Source organism: Acinetobacter sp. V102_4, from assembly GCF_031799005.1.
Lineage (GTDB): Bacteria > Pseudomonadota > Gammaproteobacteria > Pseudomonadales > Moraxellaceae > Acinetobacter > Acinetobacter calcoaceticus.
The window spans coordinates 1-12,694 of record NZ_JAVQNR010000003.1 but is presented as its reverse complement, the minus strand read 5'-3'; the positions used below and the strand labels follow the sequence as shown (position 1 = coordinate 12,694).

Below are 12,694 nucleotides of genomic sequence, written 5' to 3'. Positions count from 1 at the left end.
GTAACTGCCGGTAAAGTACGTGCAATGGCTACTGTAACTATTGAATATGATTAGCATATCGTCAGGAGCTAAATCTTGGCATAAGATTGCTCCTAGCCTTAGTATCATCAGGCACAACGAAAACTAGGAAACTCTCATATATAGTAATGAGGCTAGAGTTTGGTGTTTGCCCTGAAAAATAGCCAACCTTGTCTTCAGCAATAATTTTATTTATACATTCAACAATTACTTGTCTAATATATAGTCTTGTAACTTGATGCAAAGTCATCCCTTATCGGTTGATTATATTTCTCATGAACAACCATACTTATTAACTCTTTAGTTAGTATTTTTAGGACTCCTCATCAATATAAGCTTGTCCTATGTTATCTATAATCCCGGGTAGTACCAACTTTGGACTATATGCAAACGCTGGTATCGCAAAGAAAGTTAATAACATACTATAGAGTATTTGCTGCATTAGGAGATACCCGTCAATAATTGATTAACATTGTTACCCCCATGATGATAGCAACATCCATGACCAATACACCAACCGATGGCTTCAACACTTCACAGGCATTTAACAAAGCCATCATTTCCTGACGCACTCCAGATTTGGTATTAAGTAGTAATAAAACCTCATCTACGGCAGGCTTGAGCTCAGGATCTTTATTCTTGGCTTTAAGGTTCATCTTCCATTTTGCCAGCAACTACAGACCATACTTAACTGATGCAACTTGATTCTCGTGAATCCCCCATCCATTTCTACGTCTGGACCGTAACAGCTAGTAATCGAGTCCATCAGGGGCATCGACCTAGACTGGGATATGCTTGATTAAAAACTGCTTCCTGTTAAATGAAGAAAGAGCCGTTCCGGTATGCTGGGCCCTATAACGATGTACTTTATGATATTGATACGAAAAGGAAAAATTCAAGCATTTAGCTTATGTTTATCTAAAATTACAACTTAATCAATCTTATTTTAATTATTAATACTTTTACTTCATAGAATGAATACCAAATAAATTGCCTTCAGTATCTATAGCTAAAACTGTAAATCCATGTTCCCCAATTGAAGTTTTTGTTTGATAAATTTTTCCACCAGACTCTTCAATTCGCATTTCTTCAATTTCACAATTTTCACTACAAAAATAAACAATACTGCTATTACCACCAGCAGGAATATCATTCCTTTGCACCAATGCTCCAGTAGAACCATATCCATGCATATCAAAGGGAAAATGTTTCATTTGTATCTCATTTGAGATCAATGGATTATAAAAATCTGTAAGTTTAATTTTAAAAACGGTCTCATAGAATATTCTAGCCCTTTGAATATTATTAACATAAATTTCAAACCAACTAATAGGATTGCTCATATATTTACTTTTCACTTATAGAATCAATAGTTAAAATTAAGTTACCACAGAAACTAGTATATAAAAAACCATAACTTTTATCTATTTAACTAATGTTCCCCTCAAATCTAGTTCATAAATCAAAATCTTAACATATTAAAAAATGGTCATTCATCTGTAAAAAGCGACTTGCTTCCAAATCGCTTCGTTTTTGAGTAGTTCTGATATCTTTTCACCACAAAATAGATCAATAAATAACCAAAACTAGAAGTTTTCCTGATTTCTCAACGGTCACACTTCTGAAACTATCCACAATTCCTGTGGATAACCCTTGGGGTAAAAATCAATCAAATTTCTGCGCTTAAACGTAAAGCTATTTAGGGCTTGAATAGTCAAATCCAAGCCAATTCCTATCATAACCACATAGAGAACAAGATGCTCCAAATAAGAAGTAAGAAAAAACAGCAACTGAGAATGCCGGTACGATAGGAGTTATATCTAATGCATCAAATACGAAAAAGCTAAGCTAAAGTGGTGCATTTTTTCACTGAAATTAACAAAGATGACATAAATTGAATGTATGTGACACCAATAGAATATCAAAATTTGATCTAATAAAAGAAACTACTTGCCTAGTCAGAATTGTAAAATTCACCTCCTTGCATGCGAAAAGCATAGCGGAAATCACAGGATATGAATATCAAGGTATATTTTACCTCTACCCACTTCCTGGTAGAGCATCCCTATGGGCACCATAAGCATGTCGCGACCCCAGAGGATGCCGCCTCTGCTCAGTTGGGAGAGCCTTTCTGACAATTCCTACCACGCTCAATCATTAGCAGCATCAAATCAGCCATCCAAATTGAAAAAAACGCCTAGCGCGGGCTGGTGGTCTTTGGACAATGAGCTGCTGCAAGATTCGGCAATGAGTGTAGCCTTCCACGCTGGATTGATTGCTTTGTTTGGGCGCCATGTCATTCCGTTCCAAATCACTCAGGCACTTTACAGCGTTACCTTATTTGAAGTCATCAATTATGTAGAACATTATGGATTGCTACACCAAAAGCTTCCCAATGGTCAGTATGAACGTACCATGCCAGAATACAGCTGGAATAGTATATGGTGACCAATCTGTTTTTATATCAAATACAGCGTTACTCAGATCATCATGCCCACCCAACTCGCGGCTTTCAGGCATTGCGACATTTTGACAATGTACCCCAGCTCCCAAGTGATTATGCTAAACTAATCCTACCTGCTATTATTCCGGCTTGGTGGTTCAAGCTCATGGATCAACGCGTGTTTGATCATTACCAAGGTGATCTGAGCAAAGCAAATGTTAATCAGAAAGCCCTGATGAGAATCTTCACCAAACTTGGTAAGAAAGAGCTTCTTGTCGACAAAGGGACATGAAATTGCTTGTTTAATGTAATGTGATCGTGTTCATATGGCCACAGACTCCAAGGCGATTTTTTTGCGGACTTAACTCGTATGCTTAGATTGACACCATGATAGTTCCACTAAAATCCTTACAGTTTCCGATTCAATATCTGGATGTATGTGATGCGCTGATTCGATCAAATGGAGGTGATCTGCTAGGTTTCCATCGACAATGTCGTGTAAGTCATGAGGAACTACTCAATGAGAGCAGCACGATCAATGGTGAGCAGTTCCTAGAAGCTTATATACCTTGACTCAACAGTACTGCAGGCCTGATCGTCCGGCAATATTCCAAATACTTGATGCGTTCCCGCGCATGGTATGCTGGGTTAGGTAATTAGGTCTATGTAAATTTAAAAAGGTCACGGACTTTGGTGATCAGAATACTTTTTCACAGAATTAGTAATGGGTGCTCTACATAGCATCATGCTGTTCATGCTTACACCTATGGACGATGTCTGTGTCAAATTTGCCCATACATTAACCTATGAAAAAAGTTATATGAAGAATTTTTCCAAGTACGCGTTCAAGATGAGGCTGCTAAAAATAGCATCGTCATCACAAAGGTGCTAATGTGAAGTACCCCTCTTATTCAAAGTCCTACTTTGCAGCGCCTGCTAGAAGCAGAGCTCTACACAAGGCTTCAGAAAAATCACAATAAACCAATGAGTCAGCAAATCAGACAATTACTGTGCCTGTCACTGGATGAGCAGCGGATCATCAATACGGAATTCATCGCAGGCAAGCTGAAAAAATATCGTATCGTATACTGGCAGAGGAAGGGACAACGTTCAGACAGTTGCTAGATGAGGTCAGCATTGCCTACGCCAAAGAGCTAATTAAACACTCACAAAAACCGATCGCAGAGATCGCACAAATTCTTGGGTTCAGTAGTTCAGCAAACTTTGCGCGCACGTTTAAACGCATTACAGGAAAAACCCCTTCAATGTTACGCCTACCCCCCCAAAAATCTCTAGAGTATGTTATGACTAAAGATCGCCGTTGTACAGCCCACCTTAATGCTCGGTAATGTGGACGCCAATCTGATCCATGTGGAAGCACTGATTCGCGATGCCTATCGTGAGCACACGCCAGAAATTATTGTCGTTCCTGAAGCCTTACCTCCCCGAATGTCTACTCACCCATCTTGCGCACTACTCCTACGCCTATCGATGGCAGGCCATTTCAATTGATGAGATTTGGCAAGAGAGTTGGAGGTCATCATTGCAGGTGGCTTTCTATCTATAAGAGGCAATCACACCTACGGTACTTATCTCTTGGCAGAACCCAATGGTTTGGTACACCTGCATGACAAGGATATCCCAACCGTGGGAACAAAATTTTTATGTTGGAGGTGATGACGATGGTGTTGTCACATGCCAAACCCTAGACTGCAAGATCGGACTCATGTCTGGATGGGAATGGGCGCGTACACGTACGGCCGCACGCGTACGCGCCAAAGATGTACAACTGGTACTGGGCGGCATGTGCTGGTGGTCATTGCCTCTTAACTGGCTTTGGGCCTAAGGTCGGCTCATGCAACGAGAACATGCTCTCTACCGCCGGCAACAGTATCAATTGCCCAGGTTTAACCCACTGGCCATGCAAATACATGCCCTTAACCACATCAAAGGTTTTTCCATGTGCAGCAACGTGTGAGGGTCTTGGTTTTCCCCAGCATGAGAATGCAGCCAAATAGCCTTCTTAATGCCAAGCTCTTGCCGTCTAGCACTCTCATATTCCGGCATGAGCTTATGCTTGATCTGATGCAATACGGGCAGCACGACGCTGTGTTGCCATTTTTTGGCTAAATCATCAAGCTTTACGCTCCATTGATCTGTCAAATACTCAACAACATGAGCATCTGAACCATTGAATGTATTGTTCCTCTTGCCGCTCTTTTTCCCAGCCACCTGCATTGATCATGATTTTTTCAGTGGTGCCAATGACCTGATGACCTTGTTTACTAAAGCCAGATCTAGTCACGACAATATTCAGATAACGAAATGACCGCAAATGTATATGGTCGGGGTTAAACATTTGACATTTTGGATCTAAAAATACCCATCTTATCCAATCCCACATTTCAGGTACTGATGCAAAATTGGGGGGATCTAATTCAAAAATCCAATCAGGCGGTATTGGTCTAACTGAAAAAGAAAAACCAAGCTCATTCATATTCAAGCCCAAGCATACTTTCCCTGATATTATGAAATTAAGACTTTGTGCCAACATTGATCTTAGTTATCTATAAATATTGGAGAAAACATGAAAACTGAAACTAAAGAAATTCTAGCTTTAGAGTTAACTAAAATTAAAATTGCTAATGAAAGTAAGGATTCTGTAATTGATGCATCATTCTTAATTTCAACCTATATTCAAGCATTAAAAGAAATTGAAGTTACTTTTAAAGCCCAAAAGAAAGCTATGAAAATAGATCCCAAAGTACTACAAGAGATCAAGAATGCTAAGAATCGATCATAGCCTTATAACCATGCTTCTTGAAAAATTTAAATAAGTGCTTTTCAAATTCAGGAAGCTTGTCTTCCTGAATTTATACAACAACCTTTTTAATGCGCTGTACATGGACAAAATCATAAAGTGTATCAATACTATTATCTAGGTCTTCACCAATATATCCTTCCAACGCATCCGCACGTTCTTTTGCACTCATTAATTTACTCATAACCAACTCCGTCACCCATTCACAATAATGGGATCCTCATATTTATTTACAATGAAATGATATAAAAGAAAAAAAACCGCCAATAATCGATATTTAGCGGGGTTTTGCTGAATTAAAGTTACTAAGGATGGATCAGCAAAGATTGAATGGTTTAAACTAACCACTTAAAGGGTGAATCAAGGTAATCCACCACATAAACTTGACACCCACAAATATCGATCCCTAGTTTTCCATCCTTATCTAACTTATAACAACTTTGTATAGCTCCATCTCCCTTTAAAATTTCATAATAAATATCATAGCTGATTAAAAGTTGAGATGGCTTCGTCCCTTGCTTAAGATAATCTTCCTTTAAAAAACTTAAAATCATAATCCCACTCCTTAGCCCTTCATCCAGATAGTATCAGACCAGTCTACTTAATGGCTCTTGAGTTTATTCATAAAATTTCTAGCTTCCTTCCCAAAGGATATATCATAGCCTTCAACCTCTCTTGTAAAGTAATTAATACTTTAATAAAAGACTATACACAACGAACACCTAAAATGATTTTCAATACTGCACCCATCCAATAATTATAAGATGTAAGTTAATATGTGCAAAATTTTGTGACGTATTACACGTATTTTGCATAAGTTGCTATCTTGTGCAATAAATTATATCTTGATAATTTGTTCTTGAACTGGCAAATGTTCTGATACGTGACTGATCAGCATCATTCTCTCCTCAAAAGTGTTTATCCAGTTCAGCTCAACCGGAACTCGGCATCCCCAAAGTGCCGAGTTCTTTTATTTTTATATCCAGAATAAAAAAGCCTACTCATTGAGTAGACTTCCCCTTATGACATTTGCGCTGATCATTGAGGGTTCTTGTTATCTGTAGTATTTTAAATACAATAATTAAAAAAGCCCGCATCTACGGATGGCTACGGGCATAAACTCATGTGAATAAAATAAGTATCCATTCACATCATAAGCGAGAAATGCCTAAAAAACCATTCAATAAATGCAAACTTCATCACAAATTACACATGTAATCGCAAAACACGTAACTTATTTCACTTAAAGTTTCCTAGCTGGAAAACATTTTTCATTGCAACAAAAAAGCCCACTTTTTGGCGAGCTTAAAAATCAAATAGGTGCAACACTTATAACTTCCTCACCGTATCAAAGATGTAGACAAAGCGTGCTGTACAGTCAAGCATCTAATCGTATAATCGCACCAACTTTTCACTGATTGCTTCACTAACAAATGCATTCAAGCTACTATCACCTGCAGCCATCACAGCTTTACGGTGCAATTCAGGAGGGATACACACATTGAACGTTCCTTTAAGTGGTTGTTCAGGAGACTTACCCAATTCCGCACATGATGCTAAATACCCATCCACAGAAAATTGAAACTCCCTTTCAAGTTCTTTTAATGTTTCCGCTTCATATGTAACCAAATCACGAATAAAAGCTAACTTGCCGAATAATTCACCTGTTTCAATATCTGGCTCAATCGTCCCAAGATAACCTTTGTATTTTAAATAACTCATAACAAACCCTCCTGTTTCAGTGCTTGCTTGACGGCCTTTAAAGCACCACCCTTAATTTCATTCTCGGAGTGCGGCCTATGCAATAAAATCATACTTTTAGTTATGGTATTAAAGAAACGTATTCTTAATCTAGCCATTTCTCGCTTGTCATAACCAAGTTGATTCAGTAAAATCGCCAAGTCTTTATAAGGAGATGTATTCTTAACATTTCCCAGTTTCTCTAGTAATTCCCTGTATTTTAATAATTTGTGATAAAAATAATATTAAATTGCAATACCCAAGATCTCTTCTAGATATAGTTCCAACCTTAAACACAAGCTGCATAAATGATCTTTGATTCGCTATTTATCACAATGCTCAACCTATCATATCGCAAATCTGAACTAACAGGTTCACCTCTATAAGAGATTAGAATAACTCCAGCATTAGTTCTTCTTTTTAAATCGTCTTCACTTAGAACAAGTTGACCTAAAAGTTTTTCTGCCTCAATGGGAAGACAATAAGTACTTTTAATAGGCTCTATATCTGACTGAGTTTCTTGAAGTTCATTGGATGTACACCCAGCAGTTCCAAAAGCAATCAAGCAGATTAATATAATTTTTCTCATAACCGTTCCCACTAGATTTCTTTTTTGCCATTCTAATCCCCCTATTCATTAAAAATCCAATTTCAAATGCCCATAAAAAAGCCCATCATTTGATGAGCTTTGAATAAGTCAGTGAGCCACACACTAAGGTCACTATAACATCAAAGTACACCCTGACTTTCAAGCTCCTATAAGCGACTTTTAAATTGATATTTAGTAGCGAGGCGAACCATTCCTAGCATCTTATCACGCGCTACAGCGAATTCAGATATGCTAAGCTTCTTAGCGATAGTCTCTTCTGACTTAAATTCAACATAGAACATCACAACAACTTTGATCCATTTTTTACCTACCAATTGCTCAACTTGTTTAATTGCCACGCCCAACTTCACTTGCTCTGTACTGAACCATAAAACTGTAAAACCCATCATTGCTGCTTCGTTGTATTTTTCCATGTCCCCGATATAATCTTTCCCCCTTCGTATGGCGTCCACCTCCAGCCATCCAAATACAGCCTTCGACCTCAACCAGAATCTTTGCACCTATAATCAGAAAATCAGCTCTCCATTTGCGTTTTGGATGGAATTCATATTCTTGCTCAAAATCGATTCCGCAGGCTCTTAAGTGTGTTGCTAAAACCGTATCTCCTTCACTCGGCTGTCTGGTTCCTTGCTTTGCTGAACGGCGTTTTTTATCTTTCTGAACTGGAAATAATTCACGGTAATCAGCAAGGCTCATTGATGTCATTACAAAGCACCCACTAAACAAACTTAAGTAAAACTTTCAAAGCCAAGGCAAAGAAGATCAAATCAATATTGATAACAATCAACTTGGGAGATAAATGATGGTGAAGATCATCTTATGTGTTATTTTTTCTATTATCTTGGCATCTTGCTCTTCATTGGGAACCTCTTTGGGAGAAAACAAATACAGTGCAGCCTACATAAACTCACATGTAATTAAAAACAAAACAACAAAATCAGAAATTCAATCAATTTATGGAGTTCCTGATGAGCAGTATACTGGTAGCAATTCATCATCATGGACATATCGAAAATCTGATAGAATTAGATCATTTAGTTCGTCAATCTCCGGCTATATACCAGGTGCGGATAATGTGCTTAATACAATTGGTATTGCGCAAAACAATGCAGAGGATTTAAGCAAAGCTTCAAAGAAAGTTTCAGGTAGTGTTGATCATTCGGGTAATGCATTGACATTCGAATTTAACAGCAAAGATGTTGTGGCTGATTGGAACTTAAGATAAAAGCGGAATTATTATATATTAATTATCAGCATTCTATCAATGAGTTAGTGCAGCTTTTCATAATGATTAAATCAAAAATTAGCTAGATTTTAAAATATGAGTAACGTAATATTTTCAGAGTCGAGCTAATTTTCAAAATTTCAATAAGTTTCAGGTTTTCAATAAGTTAAAAACATCCATTTTATGACTTTGTTTCCCTAATTAAATTATAATTAAATGGGCTTTCAGCCGATAACTCTTCTAAAGATCGTGGGGACCATCGTAAGGATGATAGAAGCACTTCTTTAAGCTATTTTGCCCGTACGTTTTCTCCATCGCTTCATTACTGTACAAAACAAACCAGAACTAGTCTTAGCCTAAACAATCACTAGCTCTTTGAGAATATAGGAATATTCATCCTAGTAAGTTATCGCTTTCTCATTAGAATTGTACCGTTACAATGCCTGCCAATGCACCCAATAAAACTACAAGCCAAGGTGGTAATTTCCAAAACGTCAATAACAAAAATGCCGTTACGGCTAAGGCAAAATCAATAGGTCTCAGTATCGCGCTCGTCCAAACTGGATGATAAAACGCCGCCAACAAGATACCGACGACCACAGCATTAGCTCCCATCATTGCACGTTGTACAGCAGGATAATGACGTATTTTCTGCCAGAAAGGTACTACACCAAACACAAGCAGAAATGCAGGCAAAAAAATCACGATTAGGGTAATAACTCCACCTAACCAGCCATTGGGTGCGGGTTGGGCAACAGCCCCAAGATATGCAGCAAAAGTGAATAAGGGACCAAGTACAGCCTGTACTGCACCATAACCCACTAGAAAAGTATCATTGGTAACCCACCCCTCACCGACCACTGATGCCTGTAAAAGCGGTAATAGAACATGCCCACCACCAAAAACCAATGCCCCAGCCCTATAAAAACTATCTATCAACATGATGAGATGGTTATGAGTGATTGAGACCAATAAAGGCAATATCGGCAGTAAACTAAAGAAAAAAATCAATGTAACTTTCATTAATATAAGCTAGCACTGGCTTAGTAAAGCTAGTGCTAGTCTCACTAATAACTACGTTTCTCCTAAATTTTAAAAGCACACCTTTGTAGATATGCCGGAAGATATACTTAATTTTAAGACGAAATGTCATTGATAGACTTAGGCTAAATCATCAAGCCTAAAGTAAAATGAATAGATGTTATATCAAGACACCATTCTTAATGCCTGTTCTAACCCGCGTTGTTTGATATTGGCTCCAGCACCAAACCATGCTGAATTCATTCGGTGATCCGTTGAAATCGCACGCCGCTCATGATCAATATATTCGGTAAGACTACAAAGCAGACCATAAGCCGTATCTTTCGCTGAACTTAACTCAGCTCCCCGCCCCTGCCCATTGAACATTTCCATAGCCTTCGACATGGCGCGGCCATTTGGTTCAGATTTGGAGTTTGATTTTTTGTCCATGGATGCTGCTTTAAGATAGTACTGAATAATACTTTCTTCTTGGTCTGTGACACTCAAAGTTGTGTTATTAAACACCGCATCAAAGTAAGCCGCAGCTTCCTGCTGAGTTACCTTACGCTGGCTGAGCTGCTTCATTTCATACATATGCTCATCCCAGGTTTTAATAGAAATACCCAGCTGCTGCTTGATCTTTTCTGCATCAAACTTGGTACTGTGCGGTACTTTTACTACACCCTCTCCACTGTTTTGTCCTCGTATCGCAATACTCAAGGTGTTATTACATACCACTCGAACACTGGTGAATTGTGCCGTGGTGGCCAATGTGCCATCACAGGCCGTAGCCAATAAAATATAGCCATTGCTAACATCTTTTCCTTTTAACGCTGCCGATTGTCCTGTCCTAGCCAGTGCCCAGAACTTACGGCCACCTTTGAGTACTCCTGCTGTTTCCAATTCAAACCCTGATTGTTCTGTCAGGTCTTTATAGAAGTTTAATATCTCCATCGGTTGTACCTCCTGATAGCGCTGACTCACAACCGAGAGCGGTTCATGAGTATCTGACCGATAAAGGACTCTCTGATCTTCATACGGCATGATGATGCTTTGTCCACGTTCATTCTTTGCCATATAGCTGACATTGGATGATTCAATTCGCCAGTCCATACCCGCCTGCTGTGCCCATACTTCTATAGGTTGGTTTCGGATCAGTTGATTCCCTAAACCATGCCAAGGGGTTTGACCAACGAATGCCATTGATTCAACTTGATGTGCCATGATTGATTTCCTTTAATTAATTTTAATAATTTGAATTTTGTAAAAATAAGAGTTACTAAAAACTCGACTGTTTGATTTCAAAGTGTTCCAGACATTGCTCACACTGGTAATGCAACATCACCGTGTTGTCTTGATGCTGGACGTAGAGCAGAAACATGCCCCCTACAACTAAACCAACAAAGCCACCGACTAGTGGGTGAATAGGACTGCGCTTTGACAATTGCATACAGGCTGCTGCGAGAGACATCGGTGAGAAAGATGAAAGTTTTGCAAATACACTTTGGTGGGTTTGCTCCGACTGTCGTAGTAATTTCAGATGTCGCGAATGGCAGTAAGGACATTGATGCATTTAGTTATCCTCCTAAATAAAAGGCATAAAAAAACCACAAGCAAATGCTTGTGGTTTGATTGAGCTTTATGTCGTTTTAGATGAATGTCTGATTAACGAGTGACTTTTGGAGTCGCTAAACCTTTCTTGGTACAAGGTTTGATACTTTCAATATATTGCCCATCTCCAGTGTCTTTAAAGAAGCCATGTTTCGATTTGATTTCTAAACATTGACCTTTCTTAAAAGGTTTAACTTGTGGAACGACTTTGGCTGGTATAGCGTAACTATTTAAAATGACTTCGCCTTTAGTAGTTGGAAATACAACTGATTCTTCTCCGTAATAGACATTGGCTTTAAGTGTAATTTGCTCAGTTTTAGCAAAAGCTATAGAACTGATTGAAAGGCTTAAAATTCCACAAGTGATAAATTTAATAAAGTTCATAATCTTTTCTCTGATGTAAATAAAAGTAATCATTCAATAAATACTAAAAGGCTATTTAAGTTAGTGACCAAAACATGACTGGTATCCTTCGTTAAGGACTTGATTGCTGTTCTTATCCCAACTCACCACATACCAAGTACATTGATAACGGTCAGAATCCCATGCAGCACGATAGGTCATGGTATTGCCTTGCTGGCTCCATCCTTCTACTCGCTTACTCACCTGATCCGGACTTGAACGGCCCCATACATTCATGAGGTGTGACGCTAGCATTTGATCAATATTCGGGATGGTTGACTTTAAATCACTAGGCGCAGTTTTGATTGGCTTTAAGCCATAGCGAGAAGCATTGGAGCTTAAGGTTTTTCCTTCATGATACTCAGCATCTACTTCTGAACTGAGCTTTCCTATATTCGCATCTTGTGCTTTTGCCTGATCAACAGCTGCTATTGCACCTGCAACCACTTCGTCCTCAGCTTGTGAATGAGTAGATTCTGATTCCGGGTTTTCCACCATACTTTCAATTCCGGTGAAACCTGATTCAGCGGGTTCTGATGCTGCTTGTGTTGTGGCAGATTGATTTTGTACCTTAGATTGTTCTAAAGCTAATTGTGCTAACTGAAGTTCAGTTTGTCGTTTTTGATGTTGATTAAATAAAATACCGCCTGCAATCAGTACAACCATCATCACTACAGTTAACAACCAATATAACGGTGATATCTTTTTAGTTGAGTTAGTGCTGTTCTTTATCATATTCATATCATTACCTTGAAATAGAGGATATACGGCGCTTTAGGGCTGCCTTCACTGGGGTAATATGTA

18 protein-coding genes and 3 pseudogenes are annotated in these 12,694 nt (G+C 38.6%); 7 read left to right on the top strand and 14 right to left on the bottom strand.

The features are described from left to right. Positions 1–473 precede the first annotated feature (473 nt). Complete coding sequence (locus tag RMB13_RS00275; protein ID WP_311084080.1) at positions 474–674, bottom strand: hypothetical protein; 201 nt, start codon at positions 672–674, stop codon at positions 474–476. Positions 675–980: 306 nt separating this feature from the next. Further along, the gene (locus RMB13_RS00270) at positions 981–1,361 is read right to left on the bottom strand and encodes a VOC family protein (protein ID WP_311073620.1); all 381 of its coding nucleotides are present in this window, start codon (positions 1,359–1,361) and stop codon (positions 981–983) included. Between the two features lie 702 nt (positions 1,362–2,063). On the opposite strand from RMB13_RS00270, the pseudogene RMB13_RS00265 reads away from it, so the two are divergent. The 5 genes and pseudogenes from RMB13_RS00265 to RMB13_RS00245 all read left to right on the top strand — a co-directional run. After that, positions 2,064–2,753 (top strand): annotated as a pseudogene (locus RMB13_RS00265) (alkane 1-monooxygenase); the annotation flags it as partial. Between the two features lie 95 nt (positions 2,754–2,848). After that, complete coding sequence (locus RMB13_RS00260) at positions 2,849–3,034, top strand: hypothetical protein (protein WP_311073623.1); 186 nt, start codon at positions 2,849–2,851, stop codon at positions 3,032–3,034. A gap of 476 nt (positions 3,035–3,510) precedes the next feature. Next, a complete protein-coding gene (locus tag RMB13_RS00255) occupies positions 3,511–3,810 on the top strand; it encodes a helix-turn-helix transcriptional regulator (protein ID WP_409070781.1) in 300 nt (99 codons plus the stop codon). 22 nt (positions 3,811–3,832) lie between these two features. Beyond that, positions 3,833–3,973 carry a hypothetical protein gene (locus tag RMB13_RS00250; RefSeq protein WP_311084078.1) on the top strand — a complete coding sequence of 47 codons (141 nt, stop codon included), beginning with the start codon at positions 3,833–3,835 and terminating at the stop codon, positions 3,971–3,973. Positions 3,974–4,088: 115 nt separating this feature from the next. After that, positions 4,089–4,307, top strand: coding sequence for a hypothetical protein (locus tag RMB13_RS00245; protein ID WP_311084077.1), 219 nt, complete (start codon positions 4,089–4,091; stop codon positions 4,305–4,307). A 47-nt stretch (positions 4,308–4,354) separates the two neighbouring features. Here the strand turns inward: RMB13_RS00245 and RMB13_RS00240 are convergent, their stop codons facing one another. Then, positions 4,355–4,624, bottom strand: coding sequence for a hypothetical protein (locus tag RMB13_RS00240; protein WP_311084076.1), 270 nt, complete (start codon positions 4,622–4,624; stop codon positions 4,355–4,357). Positions 4,625–4,646: 22 nt separating this feature from the next. After that, positions 4,647–4,958, bottom strand: a pseudogene (locus tag RMB13_RS00235) (putative metallopeptidase); the annotation flags it as partial. 90 nt (positions 4,959–5,048) lie between these two features. Between RMB13_RS00235 and RMB13_RS00230 the strand changes: the two are divergent. Further along, positions 5,049–5,264 (top strand): hypothetical protein, encoded by a 216-nt coding sequence (locus tag RMB13_RS00230; protein WP_311073644.1) that lies wholly within the window; start codon positions 5,049–5,051, stop codon positions 5,262–5,264. Positions 5,265–5,334: 70 nt separating this feature from the next. On the opposite strand, the gene RMB13_RS00225 is transcribed toward RMB13_RS00230, so the two are convergent. The 5 genes and pseudogenes from RMB13_RS00225 to RMB13_RS00205 form a co-directional block, all read right to left on the bottom strand. After that, positions 5,335–5,466: a hypothetical protein gene (locus tag RMB13_RS00225; RefSeq protein ID WP_311073646.1), complete on the bottom strand. Its 132-nt coding sequence runs from the start codon at positions 5,464–5,466 to the stop codon at positions 5,335–5,337. Between the two features lie 151 nt (positions 5,467–5,617). Further along, a complete protein-coding gene (locus RMB13_RS00220) occupies positions 5,618–5,836 on the bottom strand; it encodes a hypothetical protein (protein WP_281833930.1) in 219 nt (72 codons plus the stop codon). 832 nt (positions 5,837–6,668) lie between these two features. Further along, positions 6,669–7,004, bottom strand: coding sequence for a type II toxin-antitoxin system HicB family antitoxin (locus RMB13_RS00215; protein ID WP_311073650.1), 336 nt, complete (start codon positions 7,002–7,004; stop codon positions 6,669–6,671). Positions 7,005–7,311: 307 nt separating this feature from the next. Next, on the bottom strand, positions 7,312–7,611 hold the full coding sequence (locus RMB13_RS00210; RefSeq protein ID WP_311073651.1) for a hypothetical protein: 300 nt from the start codon (positions 7,609–7,611) through the stop codon (positions 7,312–7,314). A 320-nt stretch (positions 7,612–7,931) separates the two neighbouring features. Next, positions 7,932–8,337 (bottom strand): annotated as a pseudogene (locus tag RMB13_RS00205) (hypothetical protein); the annotation flags it as partial. A gap of 97 nt (positions 8,338–8,434) precedes the next feature. Between RMB13_RS00205 and RMB13_RS00200 the strand changes: the two are divergent. Then, entirely contained in the window at positions 8,435–8,857 is a 423-nt protein-coding gene (locus tag RMB13_RS00200) for a hypothetical protein (RefSeq protein ID WP_311084075.1), read from the top strand. 420 nt (positions 8,858–9,277) lie between these two features. Here RMB13_RS00200 and RMB13_RS00195 read toward each other — a convergent pair whose 3' ends face one another. The 5 genes from RMB13_RS00195 to RMB13_RS00175 all read right to left on the bottom strand — a co-directional run bounded on the left by RMB13_RS00195 (position 9,278) and on the right by RMB13_RS00175 (position 12,631). Next, the gene (locus RMB13_RS00195; RefSeq protein ID WP_311084074.1) at positions 9,278–9,880 is read right to left on the bottom strand and encodes a chromate transporter; all 603 of its coding nucleotides are present in this window, start codon (positions 9,878–9,880) and stop codon (positions 9,278–9,280) included. A 183-nt stretch (positions 9,881–10,063) separates the two neighbouring features. Continuing rightward, positions 10,064–11,101, bottom strand: coding sequence for a DUF932 domain-containing protein (locus tag RMB13_RS00190; protein WP_311084073.1), 1,038 nt, complete (start codon positions 11,099–11,101; stop codon positions 10,064–10,066). Positions 11,102–11,156: 55 nt separating this feature from the next. Further along, on the bottom strand, positions 11,157–11,450 hold the full coding sequence (locus tag RMB13_RS00185; protein ID WP_311073657.1) for a hypothetical protein: 294 nt from the start codon (positions 11,448–11,450) through the stop codon (positions 11,157–11,159). A 92-nt stretch (positions 11,451–11,542) separates the two neighbouring features. Next, a complete protein-coding gene (locus RMB13_RS00180; protein ID WP_311084072.1) occupies positions 11,543–11,872 on the bottom strand; it encodes a hypothetical protein in 330 nt (109 codons plus the stop codon). A 60-nt stretch (positions 11,873–11,932) separates the two neighbouring features. After that, the gene (locus tag RMB13_RS00175; RefSeq protein WP_311084071.1) at positions 11,933–12,631 is read right to left on the bottom strand and encodes a hypothetical protein; all 699 of its coding nucleotides are present in this window, start codon (positions 12,629–12,631) and stop codon (positions 11,933–11,935) included. Positions 12,632–12,694 lie beyond the last annotated feature (63 nt).

What these genes read in the sequence shown, in the direction of transcription:
- RMB13_RS00225 (WP_311073646.1), bottom strand. Translation starts at nt 5,466, where the DNA reads ATGAGTAAATTAATGAGTGCAAAAGAACGTGCGGATGCGTTGGAAGGA.
- RMB13_RS00210 (WP_311073651.1), bottom strand. Translation starts at nt 7,611, where the DNA reads ATGAGAAAAATTATATTAATCTGCTTGATTGCTTTTGGAACTGCTGGG.
- RMB13_RS00200 (WP_311084075.1), top strand. Translation starts at nt 8,435, where the DNA reads ATGGTGAAGATCATCTTATGTGTTATTTTTTCTATTATCTTGGCATCT.
- RMB13_RS00270 (WP_311073620.1), bottom strand. Translation starts at nt 1,361, where the DNA reads ATGAGCAATCCTATTAGTTGGTTTGAAATTTATGTTAATAATATTCAA.
- RMB13_RS00215 (WP_311073650.1), bottom strand. Translation starts at nt 7,004, where the DNA reads ATGAGTTATTTAAAATACAAAGGTTATCTTGGGACGATTGAGCCAGAT.
- RMB13_RS00275 (WP_311084080.1), bottom strand. Translation starts at nt 674, where the DNA reads ATGAACCTTAAAGCCAAGAATAAAGATCCTGAGCTCAAGCCTGCCGTA.
- RMB13_RS00230 (WP_311073644.1), top strand. Translation starts at nt 5,049, where the DNA reads ATGAAAACTGAAACTAAAGAAATTCTAGCTTTAGAGTTAACTAAAATT.
- RMB13_RS00175 (WP_311084071.1), bottom strand. Translation starts at nt 12,631, where the DNA reads ATGAATATGATAAAGAACAGCACTAACTCAACTAAAAAGATATCACCG.
- RMB13_RS00180 (WP_311084072.1), bottom strand. Translation starts at nt 11,872, where the DNA reads ATGAACTTTATTAAATTTATCACTTGTGGAATTTTAAGCCTTTCAATC.
- RMB13_RS00220 (WP_281833930.1), bottom strand. Translation starts at nt 5,836, where the DNA reads ATGATTTTAAGTTTTTTAAAGGAAGATTATCTTAAGCAAGGGACGAAG.
- RMB13_RS00245 (WP_311084077.1), top strand. Translation starts at nt 4,089, where the DNA reads ATGACAAGGATATCCCAACCGTGGGAACAAAATTTTTATGTTGGAGGT.
- RMB13_RS00260 (WP_311073623.1), top strand. Translation starts at nt 2,849, where the DNA reads ATGATAGTTCCACTAAAATCCTTACAGTTTCCGATTCAATATCTGGAT.
- RMB13_RS00185 (WP_311073657.1), bottom strand. Translation starts at nt 11,450, where the DNA reads ATGCATCAATGTCCTTACTGCCATTCGCGACATCTGAAATTACTACGA.
- RMB13_RS00190 (WP_311084073.1), bottom strand. Translation starts at nt 11,101, where the DNA reads ATGGCACATCAAGTTGAATCAATGGCATTCGTTGGTCAAACCCCTTGG.
- RMB13_RS00195 (WP_311084074.1), bottom strand. Translation starts at nt 9,880, where the DNA reads ATGAAAGTTACATTGATTTTTTTCTTTAGTTTACTGCCGATATTGCCT.